We start from the raw sequence: 22099 nt of genomic DNA, 5'->3' as shown, positions 1-22099 counted from the left end.
CAGCTTATGCCGTGTCTTTCTCTTCGCTTTTAACCACTTCGCCGTCGATGGTCTTCTTGTCCTCAACAGCTTTTGGCTCTTCTTCCGGCTCATCAATGCCGTCCTTCAGGCCCTTGCGGAAGCTGGTGATGCCTTTGGCAACATCGCCCATCAGGCCTGAGATTTTGCCGCGCCCGAACAGAAGCACGATCAGCAGCACCACAAGCGCAATTTGTAACCATCCCGGAAACATATGTTGTAACTCCCTTTTGCCGGTTCAGTCCGGCCTTGTCTCTATGTAATGGCGTGTCCTGATGCACACAAGGCAATTCACGCCATATTGTTTTCTGTGTCAGCGTCCATGTTGGCGTCGCCGTCATCCATACCGTCTGCGTCACCAGCGTCTGTATCGCCATCCTCCGGCATGCCTGACGCGTCAGCCCCAGCCAGCGTCGCGCGTTCCTTGGCGGCAATGGCTTCTTCCAGATCAATCTGGCCCTCGGCTTCTTCAAGCGATTTCGATGGGTCCGGCATGCCGCCCATTTTTTCAAGCGCCATATCAACACTGTCCAGAAGCCCGGCGGCTTTCAGTTCCTGAACGCCCGGCAGGTCCTTGATGGTCTCAATACCGAAATGCACCAGGAAGTCTTCTGTGGTGCCATAGGTTACCGGGCGTCCCGGCGTGCGTTTGCGGCCCATCATGCGCACCCAGCCTGCTTCCATCAGCACATCCAGCGTCCCCTTGGAGATGGATACACCGCGAATTTCCTCAATCTCCGCCCGGGTCACCGGTTGGTGATAGGCGATGATGGCCATGGTCTCGACGGCGGCGCGCGACAGCTTGCGCGGTTCGTCCACCTCGCGCCTGAGCAGGAACGACAGGTCCTCCGCCGTGCGGAACATGAATTTGCCTGCAAGGCGCACCAAATTCACCCCGGATGTGGCGTAGGTTTCGGTCAGTCCCTCGATATGGGCTTCCACATCCACGCCATCCGGCAGGCGTTCGGCGATATCATCCACCGACAAAGGGTTTTCACTGGCGAACAGCACGGCTTCCACCATGCGGCGGTGCTGCACGATCACTTCCGGGTCTGTAGCGACTTGTTTTGTTTCCGTCTCTTGCATCTTCAAATGTCTTATCGTTCTTGTTCTGATCTTTATTGGCTTATTCTGAATTATCGTTTGCTTGCTTTTCCACCGGCGCGCCGCCTTCTTCGTCATGGCGTTGGCGCAAGTAGATCGGGCCGAAAGTTTCCATTTGCCTGAGGTCCGCCCTGCCCGCCTTGGCAAGTTCGAGCGTTGCCGCAAACATGCTGGCGAGTGCCGAACGCCTGAGCCTGTCGTCCTTCAGGTCGGTCGGCAGGAAGGTCGAGAGCGTTGCCCAGGTAAAGGTATCGCCAATCAGGCCCGAAAGACGCTCAATGGCGTCCTCCAGCGAATAGATCGGCCGGCGTTCGATGCGGATTTCCGTGATCGAATGGCGCTGGCGATTGTCAGCGTAAGCACGCAACAGCTCATAGAGCGTCACGTCATAGGAGCCCTTTTTAAGAAGCTTCAGCCCTTCGGGGCGCCCGCGGCGGAACACATCGCGGCCCATGCGGTCCCGCGCCATCAGGCGGGCGCCGGCCTCGCGCATGGCTTCAAGCCGTTGCAGGCGAAGCTGCAGGCGGAAGGCCAGTTCCTCGGCAGACGGCTCTTCGTCGTCGTCTTCCTTCGGCAGGAGCAGGCGGGACTTGAGGTAAGCGAGCCACGCGGCCATCACCAGATAGTCCGCCGCCAGCTCAAGCTTCAGGCGCTTGGCTGCTGTTACGAAGGTCAGGAACTGTTCTACAAGTTCCAGGATGGAGATCTGCGTCAGGTCCACCTTCTGGGCGCGCGCCAGCGTCAGAAGCACATCAAGCGGCCCCTCGAACCCGTCCATATGCAGGACAAGCTGGTTCGGGTCCGCCGGGTCTGCCTGGCGGTTTGGGGTCGGCCCGATTGTGTCTTCTTCAAATTCCATTTTATGCCAAGCCAACCAGGGTCAGCACTCCCTCCGCTGCGAGCATGGTTGGTACCGTGATCACTTCCTGTGCGACCAGTATTATGCCCATAAGGATGAAAAATCCAAAGGGTGCAATTGAACGATAGCTTTGCGCCATGTCGTGCGGCAGGAATTGCTCCACCACGCCAGCGCCGTCAAGCGGCGGAATAGGCAGCAGGTTGAACACCATAAACAGGCAGTTCAGACGCACGCCCCAGACCGCAGTCTGGAACAGCCACCCCTCCGGGCTGGCGCCGGACGAGATCGCGACCTTGAGCACAATGGCAAAGAAAATTGCCACCAAAAGGTTCCCCAAAGGTCCTGCCAGCGCAACAATAACCATGTCACGCCTCATGTTCTTGAAATACCGCGGCTGAATCATAACCGGCTTGGCATAGCCGATCAGGAACGGGAAATTCGCCAGGATCGCCACAAGCGGGATCACAATCGTACCGACTGGGTCGATATGGACAGCCGGGTTGAGTGACAGACGCCCTTCCAGCTTGGCTGTGGGGTCCCCCAAGCGGTAAGCCGCAAGCGCGTGACCGGCCTCATGCAGGGTTACTGCAAGCAGAAAAGGCAGGGCCATAACGGTTAAGAGCTGTATGCTTCCGGCCAGGAAATCCATGGGTGCCTCAGATCTTTTCTAAAATTTTTCCATCAGCGCGTCATAGCGACGGCACAAGTCTTCCCGGTCTGCGCGCGGCGCTCGGTCGGCTTCGGATATAAGGGTCGCCAGGCGTTTCTCAAGCTTTCCTGAGGCGACATGACAGGCTGATGCGATGGACTGCATCTCGTCCATATTGCCGTTACAGTGCAGCACCAGGTCGCAGCCCGCCGAGAATGCCCCGCGGGTACGGTCCTCAAACTCCCCGGTCAGCGCCTTCATCGCCAGATCATCTGACATCAGAAGGCCTGTGAACCCCATCTTCATGCGAATGATGCGGCCAATCACCACACGGGAAAGCGTGGCGCACTGTTTTGGGTCAATGTCTGTGTATTTAATGTGGGCGGTCATGCCGAACGGCGCGTCGGCCATGGCCTTGAACGGCGCAAAATCGCTGTCGACCATCTCTGCCACCGTGGCGTCCACCACCGGCAGCTCCAGATGGCTGTCCGCTGTGGCCCGTCCATGGCCAGGCAGATGCTTGATCACAGGCAGCACGCCACCTTCCATCAAGGCGTCCACGACAATGCGCCCCATGGCAGTCACCAGTGACGGGTCGTTTGAAAAAGCCCGGTCGCCCACGATGGGGTCTGCCCAGTCGTTCATCACATCGAGCACCGGCAGGCAATCCACATTGATGCCCACACGCCGAAGGTCATCGGCGATCAGCCGCACATTCAGGCGAAGCGCGCTGGCTGCAAGGGTGGGGTCCTTCTTCGACATTTCGCCGAAGGTGGCCATGGCAGGATACTTGCGCCAATAAGGCTCCGTGAGGCGTTGCACGCGGCCGCCTTCCTGGTCCACCAAAATCGGTACCTTGTGGCGCCCGACGGACAGCTTCAATTCCTTGATCAGGGTTGAGAGCTGGTCCGGGTCTTCCACATTGCGCTTGAAGATAATGAACCCGGCGGGTTTCACCTTAGCGAAAAAGGCCCGCTCTTCGGCTGTAAGGGCCGGGCCGGAACAGCCGAAAATTGCTGGGATCATCAAATTACTCTTTTACGGATTAACGACGATACAGGCCTGCTGCTGGGCCCGAAGCCCCAGGCAAACCTCGTCCGCCGCGGCGCGGCTTTCAAGTGGTCCAACCCGAAGGCGGTATAGCGTGCGATCGCCCGTGCGAACAGATTCGTAAACCGGCGACAGGCCGTCAAGCACGTCACGGTGCTTGCCGCGAATGGTGCGCCAGGCTGTGGCTGCGGACTCTTCAGACCCATACGCCCCCAGCTGAACCTTGAAGGCGCCCGCTGGTACTGCAGGCTCTGCAGCCGGCTTTTCAGCTTCGGCTTCAGGCTTGGCAGCTTGCGCAGCGACCTGTTTGGCCGCTTCAGCCTCAGCTTGCTCCCGCGCCTGAGCTTCAGCAGCGATCCGGGCCTCGTCTTCAGCGTGGCTGTCATCCACCACTTCGGGTTCCGGGTCTGCAGGCAGTTCCTTCAGGGGCTCTTCCGGCTGGTCCGCAAGCGTCAGGCTTCCGCCAGCAGCGCCCTGGTCAAACACCTGCTTGTCCTGGTTTGGCACGTCCATGCCGCCCGGATCCGTTGGCTTGGTTTTGATCGGCGTCGCTTCGGCCACCACATGACGCGGCGGGCCGTCAGGCGCGCTGTCGTAAAGATAAAGAAGCACAAGCACGAACAGCACAACCACGCTGAGCGCGGCTGCAGCCGTGATCACCAGCGTTTTCCTGCCTTCGAAAAAGCCTGCTGCTTCCTCTTCCTCAGGGACGGGTTGAAGCCATGGTGGGATATCCTTGTCGGCTCCCTGCTGTTCGTTCTCGCTCATTTACCGCATTTCCTCCATTGGCGTTACGCCCAACACGCCCAGGCCGCTGGCAATCACCAACGCCACCGCGCGCACCAGCGCCATCCGCGCTTTAGTCAGCGGCTCATCGCCGTCTATGATAAAGCGCAAGTCATGATTGTCATTCCCCTTATTCCAGAATGTATGGAATTCGGAGGCCAGATCATACAGGAAAAACGCAATCCGGTGCGGTTCGTGCGCTTCGGCTGCACTTTCCACCATGCGCGGCCAGGCTGCGCACTGCTTGATCATGGCAATCTCATTCTCGTCCGCCAGCAGGCTGAGGTCAGCGCCTGCAAGGCTTGCGTCAGTCGCATCAAGGCCCGGGAAAGCATCCTGTGCCTTGGCCAGTACCGAACACACCCGCGCGTGGGCATATTGCACGTAAAAGACCGGGTTATCCTTCGATTGCTCCATCACCTTCTTGAAATCGAAATCAAGGTGGGCGTCGTTCTTGCGCGTCAGCATGATGAAACGTGTCACGTCGCGGCCTACTTCGTCCACCACCTCACGGAGGGTGATGAAGTTGCCGGACCGCTTGGACATCTTGAAGGGCTCGCCGTCACGGTACAGTTTCACCATCTGGCACAGCCGCACATCAAGTGTGCCGTCTTCCGAAAGCGCCTTCACAGCTGCCTGCATCCGCTTCACATAACCGCCATGGTCGGCACCGAGGATATCGATCATCTGCTTGTAACCACGGACATATTTGTCGTGGTGATAGGCGATGTCTGCAGCAAAATACGTGTACTCACCCGTGGATTTCTGCAGCGGCCGGTCGACATCATCGCCGAAATCAGTCGCACGGAACAAAGTCTGCTCGCGCTCTTCCCAGTCCTCGGGCTTCTTGCCCTTCGGTGGCTCCAGCACGCCCTGATAGATATGGCCGCGCTCTTTCAGAACCGCGATGGCTTCCGGAATACGACCGCTTTCATGCAAAGACCGCTCAGAGAAAAATTCTTCGTGCTCGACACCCAGTGCCGCTAGGTCTTCACGGATCAGCTCCATCATGGCGCCCGAGGCATCAACCTTGAACTGCGCCAGCCATTCACTCTCGTCCGCGTCCAGATACTGGTCGCCGTATTTTTCCTTGAGCATTTCGCCTACAGGAATCAGATAGCCGCCTGGGTAAAGCCCTTCAGGGATTTCGCCAATGTCGCGGCCGTGCGCTTCCTGGTAGCGGAGGTGCGCTGAACGCGCCAGGGTATCGATCTGGCTGCCCGCATCGTTGATGTAATATTCCTTGGTGACGTCATAGCCCGCCTTGATCAGCAGGTTCGCCAGCGCATCGCCAAACACGGCGCCGCGCACGTGGCCAACATGCATCGGCCCTGTCGGGTTCGCAGACACATATTCGACATTCACCTTGTCATTACCGCCCATGGTGCTGGCGCCGTAACCCACGCCTTCTGTCAGGATGGTTTTCACCTGAGCTTGCCAGAAGCTTTTGGCAATACGCAGGTTGATAAAGCCGGGCCCTGCAACGTCCACGCTTTCAACCGCATCAAGCGCTTCAAGCGCCGGTGCCAGGAGCCCTGCAATCTCGCGCGGGTTCTTGCCCGCCTGCTTGGACAGCACAAGCGCCGCGTTGGTCGCGATATCGCCGTGGCTTGCATCGCGCGGCGGCTCCACCGCCACGTTGGAGGTGTCCATATCGGACGGCAGCTCGCCCTTTGCGGCAAGGTCACTCAGGACCGCATCAATCGCGGCCCGAAACTCGGTAAAAACATTCATAGTGATACTCGGTTCAAATCAAACAGTTTGGCGTGCTCGCGGAAGGCGAAGCGGTCGGTCATGCCGGCGATAAAGTCGGCAACCACCCGGGCCGTTTCCGGCGTTCCGGCGCCCTGCGCACGCTGGTTCCATTCAGTCGGCAAACATTCTGGTTCGGTGATATACAGATCGAACAGGTCCGATACCACCCTTTTTGCCTTACTGGCCATACGGTTAACCAGATAGTGGCGATACATGCGCTCAAACAGGAAGGACTTCAGCTCCTTCACCGCTTCGCCCATATCCTTGCCAAAGGCAATCGTGGGCTGGCCTGCATTGCGGATATCGTCAGGGGACATGGGCGCAAGCCTTTCAATGCGCCGCCCGCTTTCCACCATCATATCCGCCACCATCCGGTTGATCATTCGTCGGACAAGCTCGTGGATCATCACATCCTTGGACGCGTTCGGATAGGTCCATTTCACTTCATCAAGTACCTGCGCCACTACAGGAATTTTCTTCAACTCGTCGAACTCAAACAGGCCCGCGCGTAGGCCGTCATCCAGATCGTGGGATGAATAGGCGATATCGTCCGCAAGCGCCGCAATCTGTGCTTCCGCAGACGCATAAGTGTGCAGCTCCAAGTCATTTTCCGGCAGATAGTCGCGGAAGCCGAACGACAGCTGGGCTGGTGGCTTTTTGTGATCAATCGCCGCATCCACAAGCGGGCCATTGTGTTTTGCGAGGCCTTCGAGCGTTTCCCACGTCAGGTTCAGGCCTTCAAAGGACGCGTAGCGGTGCTCAAGGCGCGTCAGAAGGCGAAGCGCCTGGGCGTTATGGTCGAACCCATCGTAATCCTTCATGCATTCATTCAGAACGGTCTCACCCACGTGGCCAAAAGGCGGATGGCCAAGATCATGCGCGAGCGCCAGCGCCTCACCCAAATCTTCATTCAGGTGCATCGACCGGCATACAGACCGCGCGATCTGCGCCACTTCAAGCGAGTGGGTCAGGCGCGTGCGGAAATGGTCACCCTCGTGATATACAAATACCTGCGTCTTGTGCTTGAGCCTGCGGAAGCTCGAGGAATGGATCACCCGGTCGCGGTCGCGCTGGTAACAGCTGCGATTCGGCGTTTCCGGTTCCTTAAAGACACGACCACGGCTTTCTGAAGGACGGCACGCATAAGGGGCCAGTGTGTCTTCATAGCGTGGCAAACTATCGTACATGTCTTTCTCCTTGGGCTCAGGTTGCCTGAGGCGCAGGCAGCCCGAATAGGTTGGTGGTTTTGGGCACATTATCCCCGCCCCTGACGAAGGGCAACTCTTTCATTTTTTTTGGCTAAGGATTGCCCCGGAATGCCCCTCGCCGACCGCCCCGGATTGCTGCATTTGCAAAAGTATTAACGAATAGTTAACTCATACCTTGTGCGTTAATGCTTTTTTAATTATTATATCAGGATGATCGAAAACGCTGACAGCATTGGTAACGACCAACCCGCGTTTGAAGCCAGGTTTCAGCAGGACTTGCTCAATCATTGGCGTGAGATCCAACACAACCGAAAATATCCAGACAAGCGTGAGTTCCGCCCGCAGAAGTTCCCGAAATTTCTGCCGCAGCTGGCCATTGTCTCCATTGCGGGCTCCAATGATTATGACGACAGGCTCACCGGCGCCACGGTTTCGGAAGTCCTGAAACTTCAGGGCACACATGACCGGCTGGTGTCACCGCCTGATGCCGCTGTGAAGCAGATCATTCATGACATGCTCAACCGCGCGTCCAAGGCAAATGGCCCGATCTATTTCAAAGGCAACTTCCAGCCCGCGGAAAGCGCAAGCATCCCCTTCACGGCGCTGGTGCTGCCCTTCTCGCACAATGGCGACGCCGATGTACTGGACACGCTGATGCTGGCTTTCGACTTCAGCAAGAAGCGCAAGCTGGAACTGGTTTTCCCCCTTGAGGAAATGACCGGCGATCAGCCAAACGAGCCGACCGCCTGAATATACCCCAATAATATCGCGCTCGTGAATTGACCATTGGGCCTATGGTCCCTACATATGGGGCATGACTGATCAAGAAAACCATGGCGAACAAGCATGACCGATAATCAGCCCCCCGTTGGGCTCAGTGAAAAAGCCGCAGCGCGCGTAAAGGCGCTGATCGAACAGCAGGGCAATCCGAACCTGAAGCTGCGCCTGACCATCTCTGGCGGCGGCTGCAGCGGGTTCCAGTATGGCTTTGACTTCGATGAACAGCAGAAAGACGACGATATCGTTGTTGAACGCGACGGTGTGACCATGCTGGTCGACCCCATGTCGCTCCTCTATATCTCCGGCGCTGAGGTCGATTTTGTCGAAGACCTGGTCGGCGCCTCCTTCCAGGTGAAAAACCCGAACGCAACCGCTTCCTGTGGTTGCGGCTCTTCCTTCTCAGTCTAGGGCCTGACTTTATGAAAATTGCCAGCTTCAACATCAATGGCGTCAAGGCGCGCCTGCCCCGGCTTCTTGAGTGGCTGGATGAATTTTCGCCTGATGTCGCCTGCCTGCAGGAGATCAAGAGCGTGGACGATAATTTCCCGCGCCTGGAGATTGAAGAAAAGGGCTGGCATGTTGAAACGCACGGCCAGAAAAGCTTCAACGGCGTGGCGCTGATCTCGAAGTACCCGATTGAGGACATCCGCCGCGGCCTCCCCGCCCTCGACGGTGGCGAGGAAACGGAAGACGAACAGGCACGCTATATTGAAGCCACCGTCAAAGGTGTGCGCGTGGCCTCCATTTACTTGCCGAACGGCAACCCGCAACCGGGCCCGAAGTTCGACTATAAGCTCCAGTGGATGGACCGGTTGATTGCCCACGCTGAACGGCTGCTTGAAAAAGAGATGCCGATCGTGCTGGCCGGTGACTATAACGTCATCCCGTTTGATGAAGACTGTCACAACCCCGCCGCCTGGGTGGATGATGCGCTGACGCAGCCCGAAAGCCGGGCGCGCCTGAAAAGCCTGTGGCACCTGGGGTATCTGGATGCGCTCAGGCAGGTCAAGCCGAAGGGCGAGGCCTATACCTTCTGGGATTATCAGCGCGGCGCCTGGCAGAAAGACCACGGCATCCGCATCGACCACCTGCTGCTGTCACCACAGGCCGCCGATATCCTGCGTGACTGCCAGGTTGACCGGGCCCCGCGGGGCAAGGAAAAGGCCAGCGACCATACCCCCATCTGGGTGGATCTGGACGTGGCCCTCGACTAGCAGATCAGCCGCTTCTTAAGCGTCTACAGTCTCGTATTTTTCGAATTCGCGATTGGCAGCCGGACTACCCAGGCCATCAAGCCCCGGCGTGACATATTCGTCCATGTCCACGATATGGTTTTTGGCGTCCACATGCACGGCGCGGGAAACCCGACCCGGCAGCTGGTTCGCCGGCACCGCCTCATAGCCCATGATGATGGCCAGATCGCCTTTAGAGAACTGGTGCGCTGCCGCACCGTTCAGGCAAATCACGCCAGAGCCTTCCGTGCCTTCGATCACATATGTCTGGATACGTTCCCCGTTAGTGATATTCACCACATCCACCTGTGTGTGTGGCAGAATGCCGGATGCGCGCAGAAGCACAGGGTCCACTGTGATAGAACCAACATAGTCCAGGTCGGCCCCTGTCACCGTCACACGGTGCAGTTTGCCATACATGAATTGGCGCAGCGCGCCGTCGAGGCTTGGTTGTGTCAATGTCAGGGCCCTCTCAAAAGCAATCAGGATGCGGATATGGCGCAGGAGCGCGCACCGGTCAAGCCTTGCTGCATAAAAAAACCGGGGAAAACCCCGGTTTTCGTTGACCTTTTCGTCAGGAACGAAGGCCTATTCGAACACCTTCTGTTCGTTTTCCGCCATGCAGATGCGGTAGCGAATGCCGTGGGCCACGCCGATCGCCAGCGTTATGAAAAGAAGCATCGGCCAATAGACGACGGTCATCAGCAGTGGGTTCCCCGTCAGGCTTAAAAGTACCTGCGGAACAAGCACAATTACATACAGGAGGAACAGGACAATCCCGAAGTCCATGACGTGAGGATGCTGAAGACCTTCCCTATCCTCACCGACCGCAGTTTGGGTAAGGTTGGCCGATACCCAGGAATATATACCGCAAGTTACCACAGTCATGACGATCTGGTTCATCAGCCCGGCCTTGGTCGCCGCGGCAATATCGTTGGACATGGCCAGTTCCATTTGCTTGGCAAAACCAACCGACAGCCCAAGGGCCTGCAGAACGAAAAAGGCAACGAAGCTGGCAACCCCCAACAGCAGGGAGAGGGCGAAGAACTTCAGGGCGTTGATCCCTGCCGCTGACAGGGCTTTGCCAAAAGTTTCAAACTTGGCATTCTCAACGCCAAAAGCACCCGCCCGAACCCAAAAATTGAAGACGTGAGCGGCCACCATCAGCATCACTGCGAGCCCAAGCAATAACGCAGGGGCCAACCCAAGCATCAGTTCTGCCATGCCTTCAATGGTCGCCTCTGTCGGCTCACCGCCGCCTTGCCCCAGCTCCTGGAACAAGGCAGGGTCGCCCGACACAATCATGGCGACCGCGATCAATAGCGACATAAACAGGAAGGCTGCAGCAAAAAGGCCCAAGGCCTTAAAAATTTCAAGAGGCCTGGAAAATGGCATCGCCAGCGACTGCTTCACAATGGCCAAAATCGGTATCTGTTTCATCATAATCCCCCAACAAATATCTAGCTTGGACGCAGACTAGCCTGCGCGCCCGCAACGGCAAACAGCTTTTTTCTGAACCAATGAAGGTTAGGAAGCTTTACGCCATTCCATATGAATGATCGGGAACGGGCGCCCGGCATCATCAAGCGGCTCGCGGCGGACATCCACAAAGCCGCACGCCTTATAGAAAGCATGGGCCTGTGGCTGCTGTTCATTCACCTGTACAGTGACGGTGTCGAACAGTTCCTTCATCTTGGCGATAAACTGTTTGCCGATGCCTTGCCCGTGGGCCGCAGGGTCAATGAAAAGCGCATCAATGTTATTGTCGGTGCAGCCCATGAAGCCAAGCGGCCGATCAGAGGCATCCACAAACACGGAAAAGTCGGCGTTCGGCAGATATTGGTCTTTCACCACCCCGGCGATTTCGGCCAGGTCGGCCTCGCTCAGGAAATGATGCGTGGCCACGACAGCGGCGTGCCAGATATCGAAAAGACGGGCGTGATCAGTAGCCCGCGCCTGACGAAATGTCATAAAAAGTCCTATTCAAAAGCAGAGACGTCCCGAACGGCGCCTTTGCTAGCAGATGTCGCCATGGCTGCATAGGCCTTCAGGGCTTTTGATACCTTCCGTGTCCTTGGAGCCACCGGCTTCCAGGCGGCCGCGCCCTTGCCCTCCATGGCTTTGCGGCGGGAGGCCAATTCCTCGTCCGACACCATCACATTGATGGACCGGTTGGGGATATCGATCTCGATCGTATCGCCCTCTTCCACCAGACCGATGGCGCCGCCTTCCGCGGCCTCAGGGCTTGCGTGGCCGATCGACAGGCCCGACGTGCCGCCCGAAAAACGCCCGTCCGTCAGAAGCGCGCAGTCTTTACCCAGCCCCATGGACTTCAGGTAACTGGTTGGATAGAGCATTTCCTGCATGCCCGGGCCGCCACGCGGGCCCTCGTAGCGGATAACCACCACGTCCCCCTTGACCACTTCACCGGCGAGGATGGCTTCCACGGATGCGTCCTGGCTTTCGAAAATACGGGCACGACCCGTGAACTTCAGGATGCTTTCATCAACGCCCGCTGTTTTCACGATACAGCCCTCTTCGGCGATGTTGCCATACAGCACCGCAAGCCCGCCGTCCTGGCTGTAGGCGTGTTCTTTTGCGCGGATGCAGCCACTTTCACGGTCCAGGTCCAGCGCGTCATAGCGCTTGGATTGGCTGAAGGCGACCTGTGTGGGCACACCGCCGGGGGCAGCCTTGAAGAAATGGTGCAGGTCCCCGTCGTTCGACACGCGCACGTCATAGCGCGCCAGCGCTTCGCCCATGGTGCTGGTGTGCACCGTGGTGCAATCGGTGTTGATCAGGCCCGCGCGGCCCAGTTCACCCAGGATGCTGAAGATGCCGCCAGCGCGGTGCACATCCTGAATGTGATATTTGTCTGTCGCTGGCGCGACCTTACAGAGGTTCGGCACTTTCCTTGACAGCCGGTCAATGTCTTCCATGGTGAAATCAAGCTCAGCTTCCTGCGCGGCGGCCAGGATATGCAGCACCGTGTTGGTTGAGCCGCCCATGGCGATATCCAGCGCCATGGCGTTTTCAAACGCACCAAAGTTGGCAACATTGCGCGGCAACACGCTTTCATCCCCGCCACCATAATAGCGCTTGGAGATGTCCACAATCAGCCGGGCCGCCGTCAGGAACAGCTCCTTGCGATCCGAATGGGTCGCCAGTGTCGTGCCGTTCCCCGGCAGGCTGAGCCCCAGGGCTTCTGTCAGGCAGTTCATGCTGTTCGCCGTGAACATACCTGAACAGGAGCCACATGTCGGGCAGGCGGAACGTTCGACCGCGGCAACCTGCTCGTCCGACACATTGGGGTCAGCTGCCTGGACCATGGCATCCACCAGGTCCAGTTTGTGGGTTTCCCCGTCATAGTCCGCCTCGCCCGCTTCCATCGGGCCGCCGGACACAAACACAGCCGGGATGTTGAGCCGCAGCGCTGCCATCAGCATGCCCGGCGTGATCTTGTCGCAGTTGGAGATGCACACAAGCGCATCGGCGCAGTGGGCGTTGGCCATATATTCAACGCTGTCGGCGATGATCTCACGGCTTGGCAGGCTATAGAGCATGCCATCATGGCCCATGGCGATGCCGTCATCGACGGCGATGGTGTTGAATTCCTTCGCCACACCGCCCGACGCCTCGATCTCGCGCGCCACCATCTGGCCCAGGTCCTTCAGATGCACATGGCCCGGCACAAACTGCGTGAAGCTGTTGACCACGGCTACAATCGGCTTCTGGAAATCCTCATCCTTCATGCCGGTCGCGCGCCAGAGTGCGCGGGCACCTGCCATGTTGCGGCCGTGGGTTGATGTGCGGGAACGATACTGGGCCATCAGGCTCTCCACTGGTTTCGGGCAATGCCCGATTTGGTCTTCAAATCTGTGCGCGACTTTAGCGATGCGCCCCCACCGTGTCGATAACTAATGCATAGTTTTTTGATCATTTTTTGTAATTTTATTGCATGGTCACCAAATTCAATTGCAGCACACCCAAATGTCTGATCATGCTTTCGAGGCGCAGATGCTTTCCCTCTGGACAAAAATGTGATCACATTTTATGCTGCTGCGATATTTATCTTAGGAGACCAAATTGACGTCCTGGAACGATGCCTACTCAGGTGAACAAAGCTTTATGCGTGTCGGCTATGCCGATGGCCCCCAAGGTGTGGATATTGCCGTTATCGGCATTCCCTATGACCTGGGTACGACGGGCCGACCAGGCGCCCGATTTGGTCCGCGCGCGGTGCGCGAGCTTTCCCTGGCTGTAGGCGAGTTCGAATGGGGCGTATTCCCGTGGGATCATGACGTACGCGACCGCCATGTGGTCAAGGACCTGGGCGATGTGACCGGCTTCACCGCCTACCCGGACCGCTTGTGCCCGGCTGTGGAAGCCAAGGCGAAAGAAGTACTGGACACGGGCGCCAGCCTGCTGTCGATTGGCGGTGATCATTTCGTTAGCCTGCCGCTGTTGCGCGCGCACGCTGAAAAATATGGCCCCATGGCGCTTATTCACTTCGACGCCCATTCCGACACCTGGGTGGATGAGGACCTCAACCACGGCACCATGTTCTATCATGCCATCAAGGAAGGCATCATCGACCCCACTCGCAGTGTGCAGGTGGGCCTGCGCACGCCGAACCCGGAAACCCATGGCATCCTGATTTTGGATGCGGACCACTGCCTGCGCACACCCGCAGCCGACGTGGCCAAGGCCATCCGCGACCGGGTTGGCGACCATCCGGCCTATGTGACCTTCGATATCGACTTCCTCGACCCGGCTTATGCGCCAGCAACCGGCACCCCGGTTTCGGGTGGTCCGAACACGGCGTACGCGCGGCACGTCCTGCAGGGGCTTGCGGGCCTCAACATCAAGGGCGCAGACCAGGTGGAAGTGGCCCCGCATTATGAAGGGCCAGGCCAGATTACGGCTGTGGCAGGCGCCACAATTGCCGCCGATCAGCTCTATCTGCTCGGCCTTGCACGGGAATTGTGATCACAAAAAAACGGTGGGCTGTGCGTCAGTCGTGCAGCTCAAAGCCATAGCGGCTTAAAAGCGTACCATCGGCATGAAGCCGTTCAACCACCGCATCCAGATATTCTACCAACTTGCTGGCCTCTAAAGACGGCCAGCAGGTGACCCCCTCCCCCAATGTCAGCAAGGAAAAGCTCTTGTCTGCCGGGAAAGCTGGCTTTTGCGCGCGGGTGAAATACTGGCGCGCGTCAATCGAATAGGCGATCGCCACATCCACACGGCCCGCGGCCAAAAGTTCAAACGCCTCATCCACCGACTTGGTATAGAGCATGCTTTTAGCAAACGGCAGCGTGCGCTGGGCAATGGTGCTTACGTGGATGCCCTCGTCCCCCGCAATCAGTTTACCGTCGAACGCCGCCCAATTGCCCGGCGGTGTACCACCCGGCCTGCTGTAAGCGCGCATGAACAGACGATTGAAGGGCTTTGCCACCGTCAGTGTCTCAAGCGGCACGCCGTTCTGGATATAGAAGGTCTTGTCGTCGGTAGCCATATACATGCAGTCGACTTGCTTTTCGAAGAAAGAGCGTGCCAGGCGTTTCACCGGCAACATCACCATATCGAGCTGAACCGGCGCCTTGGCGACCACATCATCATAGAAGGCGTTATAGGGGCCGCCCTTGCCGGGCTCAAAAACCTTGGGGATAGCCGCGCCGGCCATCACCAGCTTCACATCTTCCGCAGGCGCAGGAGATGCCGCGCCCAGAAGCGCGCCAGCCATCATGAGTGTTGCAAGCAAAGGCCGCATACGCTCCCCAATATTCCCTTAATCCCGCTGCCCTTATACACAAAACTGGCTGAAATACAATGGAGGGGATGAGGTCAGCCTTGAAGCCTCTCCAATATAATGGCCAGCAACAGGATACCCACCCAGAAACCCGCAAACTGCAACCAAGCCTGCCGCTTCAGTCGAGACCTTTCTTCTTTGGAGAGTTCCCTGACCGGGTTACCAACCCAACGCCCAGCGATGATGGAATTTACAATGTCCGCAACAGTGCAGTCCTGATAGCGATCTTCACCATGGCGCCAAGGCATAATGGCAAAAATTGAACTGGGCTCTGGGCCAAACATCGCTTCGAGCTCTACGCCAGCCCAATCGACTTGGAACCGATCGTTCAATGCCTGAAACAGATCGTCTCCATCGTCTCCTGCGATGCCAACATCATCCGCAACGGACGACTCTTCGGTGATCTGGTCCTTGCTTGTACCTGATACATGCACAATGATTGACCTTACGTCATCAAAGACTTCCTGACGGTTCATGTTTCGCCTCTTTGTCACTTGCAGAAGTCAGAATACATGGATTGTACCAACAAAAAAGGGGCCTTCATGGCCCCTTTTCCCAAAGTCTTTGTTTTCGCGGCCTAGCCCAGGCGCGTGAGCGCGGCCTTGACCTTTTCGATCTGGCCTTCGAGGTCTGCGAGCTGTTCCTTGGCTTCCGCCACTACATGCTCCGGCGCTTTGGCCACAAAGCCCTGATTACCCAAGCGGCCTTTGAGCGAGCCCGCCTCTTTCGAGAGCTTCTCAAGGTTCTTATCAAGGCGGGCTTTTTCGGCGTCCAGGTCCATGAGGTCCGCGAGTGGCAGGTAAACGGTTGCTTCGTCCACCACAAGCTGGGCAGCCCCCTTGCTTTCGGCCGCATCAACCGCTTCGGCCTTCTCAAGGCGCGCCAGACGGCAGATCATGTCCTGGAAGCTCTCCAGTCGGGCCTTGGTGGCGTCAGACGCACCAACCACCAGCGCGGTTGCCTTGGCGCCTGCCGGTACGTTCATCTCTGACCGGGTCGAGCGGACCTCCGAGATGAACTTGATGGCCCAGTTGACTTCCCCGCCCGCGGCTTCGTTCGCGGCTGTCACTGTTGGCCACGCCGCCTGGATCAAATCATAGGCGCGGTCATCGCGGGTGGCGTGCCACAGCTCTTCGGTGATGAACGGCATGAAGGGATGCAGAAGCACCAGAATCTGGTCCAGCACCCAACCGGCAACGCGGCGGGTTTCTTCTTTCTGGGCTTCGTCCTCGCCCCAGAAGACCGGCTTGATCAGCTCCACATACCAGTCGCAGAAAGTACCCCAGGTGAAGTGATAGATGGCGTCGGCGCTGTCGTTGAAACGGAAGGCCTCAAGCGCTTTGGTCACGCCTTCAGCCGCCTTGGTCACCTCGCCAATAATCCATTTATTGACTGCCAGCGTTGCCTCAGGCGCCTCGATGCTATCCGAGCCAGCAATGCCGTTCATTTCGCAGAAACGCGCGGCGTTCCAAAGCTTGGTGCCGAAGTTCCGGTAGCCTTCAACCCGCTTTTCACTCATCTTGATGTCGCGGCCCTGGGCTTCCATGGCGATCAGAGTGAAACGAAGTGCATCGGCGCCGTATTTCTCAACGAACTCCAAGGGGTCAATCACATTGCCCTTGGACTTGGACATCTTGGCGCCCTTCTCATCGCGCACCAGCGCGTGGATGTAGACATCCTTGAACGGCACCTCGCCCATGAAATGAATGCCGGACATCATCATCCGGGCAACCCAGAAGAAGATGATATCAAAGCCGGTAATGAGCGTGGTGTTCGGGTAATATTTCTTCACGGTGTCCAGATCAGCGTCCTCTGGCCCGGTCCAGCCCAGTGTGCTGTATGGCCACATGGCGGATGAGAACCATGTGTCCAGAACGTCTGTGTCCTGTGTGAGCGTCACGTCAGCGCCCAGCTTGGCGCGGGCGGCCTCATAAGCGGCTTCTTCGGTTTCCTCAACGAAGACAGACCCGTCCGGCGCATACCAGGCCGGGATACGGTGACCCCACCACAGCTGGCGCGACACACACCATGGCTGGATGTTGCGCATCCACTCATAGTAGGTCTTTTCCCAGTTCTTCGGGATGAATTTGGTCTTGCCACTCTCAACCGCCTCGATGGCCGGTTTCGCCATGGTCTCCGCGTCCACATACCACTGGTCCGTCAACCACGGCTCAATCACAACACCGCCACGGTCGCCATACGGCACCATGTGGCGGTGCGGCTCAACCTTCACCAGGAAACCGGCGGCTTCCATGTCGGCCACGATGGCTTTGCGGGCTGTGAACCGGTCCATGCCGCGGTATTTTTCAGGCGCGTTCTCGTTGATGCAGGCGTTCTCGTCGAAGATGTTGATCATCTCCAGGTCATGGCGCTTGCCGATTTCAAAGTCATTGAAGTCATGCGCAGGCGTGACCTTCAGGGCACCGGTGCCCTGCTCCGGGTCTGCGTGCTCATCGCCCACGATGCGGATCAGGCGACCCACCAGCGGCAGCTTGACGAACTTGCCGATCAGATCCTTGTAGCGCTCGTCCTCAGGGTGCACGGCCACAGCCGTATCGCCCAACATGGTCTCGGGCCGCGTGGTCGCAATCTCGATAAAGCGGCCTTCTTCGCCGTCGATCGGGTAATGGAAATGCCAGAAGTTGCCGTCAACTTCCCTCTGCTCCACCTCAAGGTCGGAAATGGCGGTCTTCAGTTTCGGGTCCCAGTTCACAAGGCGCTGGGACTTGTAGAGAAGCCCTTCCTTATAGAGCTGGACAAATTTCTGGATCACGGCCTTTGAGCGCGGCTCGTCCATGGTGAAGGCCTCGCGCGACCAATCACACGACGCGCCCAGGCGCCTGAGCTGGCCCGTGATGGTGCCGCCGGATTCCGCTTTCCATTTCCACACGCGCTCAAGGAAGGCCTCGCGGCCGATTTCCTGGCGCGTCGGCCCGCCTTCAGCGTCCATCTGGCGCTCGACAACCATCTGGGTCGCGATGCCCGCATGGTCGGTGCCCGGCTGCCACAGCACATCCTTGCCGCGCAGGCGTTCAAAACGGATCAGCACATCCTGCAGGCTGTTATCCAGCGCATGGCCCATGTGGAGGCTACCTGTCACATTCGGCGGAGGCATGACGATGACATAGGGCTCGGCATCAGCGCGCTGGCCGCATTTGAATGCGCCAGACGTTTCCCAATGTTCGTACCATTTGCCTTCAATATCCGCCGGGGAATAGGTCTTATCCAACATCTCAAAAAATCCGTTATTTTTCGGGACGTATGTACGCGGCGCGCACACCATCCGTTTTCATTCCTTAAAACAGCGCCGCACAATGCACAAAAACGGGAAAAAACGAAACCCTCAATCGGCCCAAATCATATGTTTTTTGCTCTTTTCAGCGCCATCTGTTCCAAAATTGCGACGGCCGGGCGTCACAGCAATAGGCGCTATAGCTTTGGTTGATCTTTAATTCGCATAAGTATTCCGGTAGGCTGTGGAAATGATTGGGTTTTACAAGGCATTAAGGGGGACTTTCCGGTCTGGCATTGCATTTGGCGGCCTGCTCCTTTGCTTTGCCATGGTGGCGGCGCCGATGCCGGCCTCTGCGCAGGACACGCCTGCTGATGCCGACCTCCCGGAAGAGGCCATTCTTGCCGAAGACATCGGTGTCCTGGCCCGCCTGCCTATCGATATCATCAACAACCGGGTTCATGTCACGCTGGACGTCAACGGAACCCCCGTGACCATGCTGCTGGACACGGGCGCCAGCACCAGCGTCCTGTTCAAGAACCCGGGCCTGCCGGAAAGCACCCTGAGGGCCGGCAAATCCATAGACATCAATTTCCCGGCGTTCCGAACTGCCACGACCGGTTACCGTCTTTCTTCCGTTGATTTCACCGCCGGTGATTTTCGCTTCACCAGCCACAACACCCTTTATATCGATAACCGGGATGAGATTTCTTCTGACCTCAGCTTCAAGATCGAGGGCATCCTCGGCCGAGACTTTTTCAAGGCCTATATTATTGAGGTCATCCCGTCCAAGCAGGCCATGGCAATCATCCAGCCCGGCAGCACCATTGGTGATCGCTTCAAGTATCGTCACAAGCTCTATATGGACGGCGATACGCCCTACCTGCTGCACCGGTCCCGTCTGCCATGGGAGCCTCACCCGTCGTCGAAGAAGCTCCTGCTGGACACCGGCTTTCCGGGCGGCATTGTGCTGTGGGATACCGGGCATTTCAACCGCGCCACCGATCCCGGTGAGCGGGAGGAGATGCTGGCGAACAATCAGGGCGTGATCTATTACGGTATCATCAAGTTCGGGCGATTGCTGTTCAAGAACATCCCGATCTTCATCGGCCCTCATGCGCCGGAAAAAACAGACGACCGGGAAGGCATCATCGGCGCCAGCATGCTACTGCCCTTTCGCTATGCCGTTGACCTGAATAGAGAAAGCCTGTGGCTGAACCCGCGAGTGCGGTCCTTCAATGATGCCTATCAGATCAGCAACAAGGTGATCTACACACCAGGCAATGAGGATTTCAAGGTCAAGGATTTCCCACCGAGGATCAGCGCCACACCCACGATTGTGCTGCGCAGGGACACAGAAGTCGTCCCCGACTAGGGTCCCTTCTCCGCGTCAGGCCACAAAAAAGGGCGCCTTCAGGCGCCCTGATGTCAATCTCTGGTGATTATGCCTATTTGCGGCGGGCGATCCGCGCCACTTCGCGCTCCACCGCGTCCTGCACGATGCTGGGCAGGTTTTCATCCAGCCAGCCCTGCAGCATAGGCTTGAGCATGGCACGCACGAGCGATTCCAGTGTGTTGTCAGCGCCTTCATAGCCAGCCACCATCATCTGGGTCAGGTGCGCGAAACTCTCAGCCGTCCTGGTTTCTACCGGTGGCGAAACGATTGCCTCAACCTCACCTTCGCTCGCAAGCTCAGTCAGCTCAAAGACATCTTCCTCTTCAGGCTCTGGAATTGGTTCCGGCTCCGGAACAGGCGCAGGCTCGGGCTCGTAAACGGGCTCAGGCTCGGGCTCAGGTTCGGGGAGAGGCTCAGGTTCCGGCTCAGGTTCCGGCTCGAAAGCAGGCTCAGGCTCTGGCTCGGGTTCTGGCTCCGGCTCGGGCTCAGGCGTAGGGGCTTCCTCGAAGTCTTCCTCGACTTCAGGTTCCGCTGCCTCTTCCTCCGACTCGTCAGAAATGATCCGGCGTATAGACGCCAGGATCTCTTCCATAGTCGGTTCGTCTTCAGATGCGTTATCGCTCATTGACCAGCCACTGTTAACACTCCCTAAACCAGAGGTACCGTTAAGCGAGTCCCGTGTCAATAATTCTTAAGCGCACAAAAGCGGTTAAGTGCAACAACCCCGACCCGGAATGGGGGTGAAAAGAACCGGTAGGCAATAAAAAAGGGGCCCAAGGACCCCTTCAATCTTTTTTATGTGCCAGCCGCTCTATTCGATGTCGGTACCGATGAATTTGGTGTCGACTTTGTCATAGTAGCGCTCTGGGTTATAGGCAGCGACGCCAAGACGCAGGTCTTTGGCGGTCAGTTTGCCAACCGCGGACACCAGGCTGTAGGCCGTTACGGCTTCGTCACGCTGGGCACGAACAAGGGCCACCCGGGCGTTCAGCAGTTCCTGTTCGGCGTTCAGCACATCAAGGGTTGTGCGCGAGCCCACATAGGCTTCCTGACGCACGCCTTCAAGCGCGATCTCGCTGGCACGAACCTGCGCTTCAGTCGACTTGATCTGGCCAACGGCTGCGCGGTACTGGTCCCACGCCACAAACACATTTTCCTGCGCTACACGCTCGGCCTGACGAATTTCCATCACACGCTGGCTGCGCACCTGTTTTGCCCGACGGATCGTCGAATAACGCGAACCACCCTGATAGAGCGGCACGGACAGCTGAACACCGACCGTTGTCGCATCGCTACCGGAAAGCTGGTTTGCTGCAGCAGCACCTGCACGCACATTTTTGTCCCAGCGAGCGAATGCATCAACACTTGGGAGCAATGCGCCGCTTGCCTGTTTCACGTCTTCACGGGCTGCTTTCTCACTATAACGGGCAGCAATCACGCCCGGGCTCAATTCCATCGCAACTTCGATGGCTTCATCAAGTGAGGCTGGGAGCGTCGGCTGCCCAGTCGGCGTTTCAAGCCCAGCCGGTGTGTGACCAACCACCCGGCGATATTGTGCCCGGCTTGAGGCCAAAGTGGCTTCCGCCGTCAACAGGTTGGATTTCGCGCCTTCGAGACGTGCTTCTGATTGTGCGACATCAGTGCGGGTTACTTCACCCACACGGAAACGGTCCTGGCTGGCCTGAAGCTGGCGCTCCAGCACCTGCACGTTATTCTTGTTCAGGTCCACAACGGCTTCGTCGCGCAGCACATTCATATAGGCCGTGACGGCTTCAAGAAGCACCTGCTGCTCAACAGATTGCAGTTGGGCACGGCCTGCCATAACGGAATTTTTCGCGCCGCGCACGGCATTCCGATCCCGAAAACCGTTGAAAATGTTTTGAGACAGGCTCAACTGATATGAATCAGTTTCAGTATCGATATCACTCGAACCATTCGGCAGCGTTTGCGTACCTTTGGTTTCGGAATATGAGTAGGTGCCTGAAAGGCTAGGCAAAAAACCTGAGTTGGCTTGAGACACGCCCTCGTCCGTCGCACGAAGCGCGGCACGCTGGGCCATCAATTGTGGGTTGCTCTCGTAAGCTGCCGCCAGCGCTTCCTCAAGCGATTCTGCCGACACAGCCCCAGTTCCCATGAGCACAGTTGTCACCGCAAGCAGTGATACAATCCCCTTTTTCATTTTATTCTCCTTGTTTCCTCGCTGTTTATTTAACGGGCC

At 57.7% G+C, this 22099-nt stretch carries 22 protein-coding genes; 5 read left to right on the top strand and 17 right to left on the bottom strand.

Going from position 1 to position 22099, the window contains the following annotated elements; genetic code table 11:
- Positions 1-4 precede the first annotated feature (4 nt).
- The 8 genes from B3Z17_RS02490 to B3Z17_RS02455 all read right to left on the bottom strand — a co-directional run bounded on the left by B3Z17_RS02490 (position 5) and on the right by B3Z17_RS02455 (position 7408).
- Complete coding sequence (locus B3Z17_RS02490; protein WP_286828440.1) at positions 5-232, bottom strand: twin-arginine translocase TatA/TatE family subunit; 228 nt, start codon at positions 230-232, stop codon at positions 5-7.
- Positions 233-309: 77 nt separating this feature from the next.
- Positions 310-1104: an SMC-Scp complex subunit ScpB gene (scpB, locus tag B3Z17_RS02485; RefSeq protein WP_286828439.1), complete on the bottom strand. Its 795-nt coding sequence runs from the start codon at positions 1102-1104 to the stop codon at positions 310-312.
- Positions 1105-1144: 40 nt separating this feature from the next.
- Entirely contained in the window at positions 1145-1981 is an 837-nt protein-coding gene (locus tag B3Z17_RS02480) for a segregation and condensation protein A (protein WP_068305595.1), read from the bottom strand.
- 1 nt (position 1982) lies between these two features.
- Positions 1983-2630 carry a site-2 protease family protein gene (locus B3Z17_RS02475; RefSeq protein WP_286828438.1) on the bottom strand — a complete coding sequence of 216 codons (648 nt, stop codon included), beginning with the start codon at positions 2628-2630 and terminating at the stop codon, positions 1983-1985.
- Between the two features lie 18 nt (positions 2631-2648).
- The gene (nagZ, locus tag B3Z17_RS02470) at positions 2649-3656 is read right to left on the bottom strand and encodes a beta-N-acetylhexosaminidase (RefSeq protein WP_068305592.1); all 1008 of its coding nucleotides are present in this window, start codon (positions 3654-3656) and stop codon (positions 2649-2651) included.
- Positions 3657-3668: 12 nt separating this feature from the next.
- Positions 3669-4448: an SPOR domain-containing protein gene (locus tag B3Z17_RS02465; protein WP_068305589.1), complete on the bottom strand. Its 780-nt coding sequence runs from the start codon at positions 4446-4448 to the stop codon at positions 3669-3671.
- On the bottom strand, positions 4449-6200 hold the full coding sequence (argS, locus tag B3Z17_RS02460; protein WP_286828437.1) for an arginine--tRNA ligase: 1752 nt from the start codon (positions 6198-6200) through the stop codon (positions 4449-4451).
- Positions 6197-7408 carry a deoxyguanosinetriphosphate triphosphohydrolase gene (locus B3Z17_RS02455; protein WP_286828436.1) on the bottom strand — a complete coding sequence of 404 codons (1212 nt, stop codon included), beginning with the start codon at positions 7406-7408 and terminating at the stop codon, positions 6197-6199. The genes argS and B3Z17_RS02455 overlap by 4 nt, the downstream gene beginning before the upstream one ends.
- Positions 7409-7639: 231 nt before the next feature.
- Here B3Z17_RS02455 and B3Z17_RS02450 point away from each other — a divergent pair, with 231 nt between their 5' ends.
- The 3 genes from B3Z17_RS02450 to xth all read left to right on the top strand — a co-directional run bounded on the left by B3Z17_RS02450 (position 7640) and on the right by xth (position 9423).
- Positions 7640-8179, top strand: coding sequence for a PAS domain-containing protein (locus tag B3Z17_RS02450; RefSeq protein WP_286828435.1), 540 nt, complete (start codon positions 7640-7642; stop codon positions 8177-8179).
- Positions 8180-8275: 96 nt separating this feature from the next.
- Positions 8276-8617 carry an iron-sulfur cluster insertion protein ErpA gene (gene erpA, locus B3Z17_RS02445; protein WP_068305578.1) on the top strand — a complete coding sequence of 114 codons (342 nt, stop codon included), beginning with the start codon at positions 8276-8278 and terminating at the stop codon, positions 8615-8617.
- Positions 8618-8628: 11 nt separating this feature from the next.
- Positions 8629-9423, top strand: a complete 795-nt coding sequence (xth, locus tag B3Z17_RS02440) for an exodeoxyribonuclease III (protein ID WP_286828434.1) — start codon at positions 8629-8631, stop codon at positions 9421-9423.
- Positions 9424-9438: 15 nt separating this feature from the next.
- Here the strand turns inward: xth and panD are convergent, their stop codons facing one another.
- From panD to ilvD, 4 genes are all read right to left on the bottom strand, one after another.
- Positions 9439-9861 (bottom strand): aspartate 1-decarboxylase, encoded by a 423-nt coding sequence (gene panD / locus B3Z17_RS02435; protein WP_414672760.1) that lies wholly within the window; start codon positions 9859-9861, stop codon positions 9439-9441.
- A gap of 168 nt (positions 9862-10029) precedes the next feature.
- On the bottom strand, positions 10030-10881 hold the full coding sequence (locus B3Z17_RS02430; protein WP_068305573.1) for a hypothetical protein: 852 nt from the start codon (positions 10879-10881) through the stop codon (positions 10030-10032).
- Positions 10882-10968: 87 nt separating this feature from the next.
- Complete coding sequence (locus B3Z17_RS02425; protein ID WP_286828432.1) at positions 10969-11412, bottom strand: acetyltransferase; 444 nt, start codon at positions 11410-11412, stop codon at positions 10969-10971.
- 8 nt (positions 11413-11420) lie between these two features.
- Positions 11421-13271: a dihydroxy-acid dehydratase gene (gene ilvD / locus B3Z17_RS02420; protein ID WP_286828431.1), complete on the bottom strand. Its 1851-nt coding sequence runs from the start codon at positions 13269-13271 to the stop codon at positions 11421-11423.
- 256 nt (positions 13272-13527) lie between these two features.
- Between ilvD and speB the strand changes: the two genes are divergently transcribed.
- Positions 13528-14430 (top strand): agmatinase, encoded by a 903-nt coding sequence (gene speB, locus B3Z17_RS02415; RefSeq protein WP_286828430.1) that lies wholly within the window; start codon positions 13528-13530, stop codon positions 14428-14430.
- A gap of 25 nt (positions 14431-14455) precedes the next feature.
- Here speB and B3Z17_RS02410 read toward each other — a convergent pair whose 3' ends face one another.
- From B3Z17_RS02410 to B3Z17_RS02400, 3 genes are all read right to left on the bottom strand, one after another.
- Entirely contained in the window at positions 14456-15214 is a 759-nt protein-coding gene (locus tag B3Z17_RS02410) for a transporter substrate-binding domain-containing protein (RefSeq protein WP_286828429.1), read from the bottom strand.
- A 74-nt stretch (positions 15215-15288) separates the two neighbouring features.
- Complete coding sequence (locus B3Z17_RS02405; RefSeq protein WP_286828428.1) at positions 15289-15729, bottom strand: DUF1493 family protein; 441 nt, start codon at positions 15727-15729, stop codon at positions 15289-15291.
- 101 nt (positions 15730-15830) lie between these two features.
- Positions 15831-18485, bottom strand: a complete 2655-nt coding sequence (locus tag B3Z17_RS02400; protein WP_286828427.1) for a valine--tRNA ligase — start codon at positions 18483-18485, stop codon at positions 15831-15833.
- 250 nt (positions 18486-18735) lie between these two features.
- On the opposite strand from B3Z17_RS02400, the gene B3Z17_RS02395 reads away from it, so the two are divergent.
- Positions 18736-19860, top strand: coding sequence for a retropepsin-like aspartic protease (locus B3Z17_RS02395; RefSeq protein ID WP_286828426.1), 1125 nt, complete (start codon positions 18736-18738; stop codon positions 19858-19860).
- A 73-nt stretch (positions 19861-19933) separates the two neighbouring features.
- Here B3Z17_RS02395 and B3Z17_RS02390 read toward each other — a convergent pair whose 3' ends face one another.
- Complete coding sequence (locus B3Z17_RS02390; RefSeq protein ID WP_286828425.1) at positions 19934-20506, bottom strand: DUF2497 domain-containing protein; 573 nt, start codon at positions 20504-20506, stop codon at positions 19934-19936.
- A gap of 186 nt (positions 20507-20692) precedes the next feature.
- On the bottom strand, positions 20693-22060 hold the full coding sequence (locus B3Z17_RS02385; protein WP_286828424.1) for a TolC family outer membrane protein: 1368 nt from the start codon (positions 22058-22060) through the stop codon (positions 20693-20695).
- Positions 22061-22099 lie beyond the last annotated feature (39 nt).

This window comes from Kordiimonas sp. UBA4487, assembly GCF_002389025.1.
GTDB lineage: Bacteria > Pseudomonadota > Alphaproteobacteria > Sphingomonadales > Kordiimonadaceae > Kordiimonas > Kordiimonas lacus.
The sequence above is the reverse complement of the archived record's forward strand: the minus strand, read 5'-3'. Positions and strand labels throughout refer to the sequence as shown.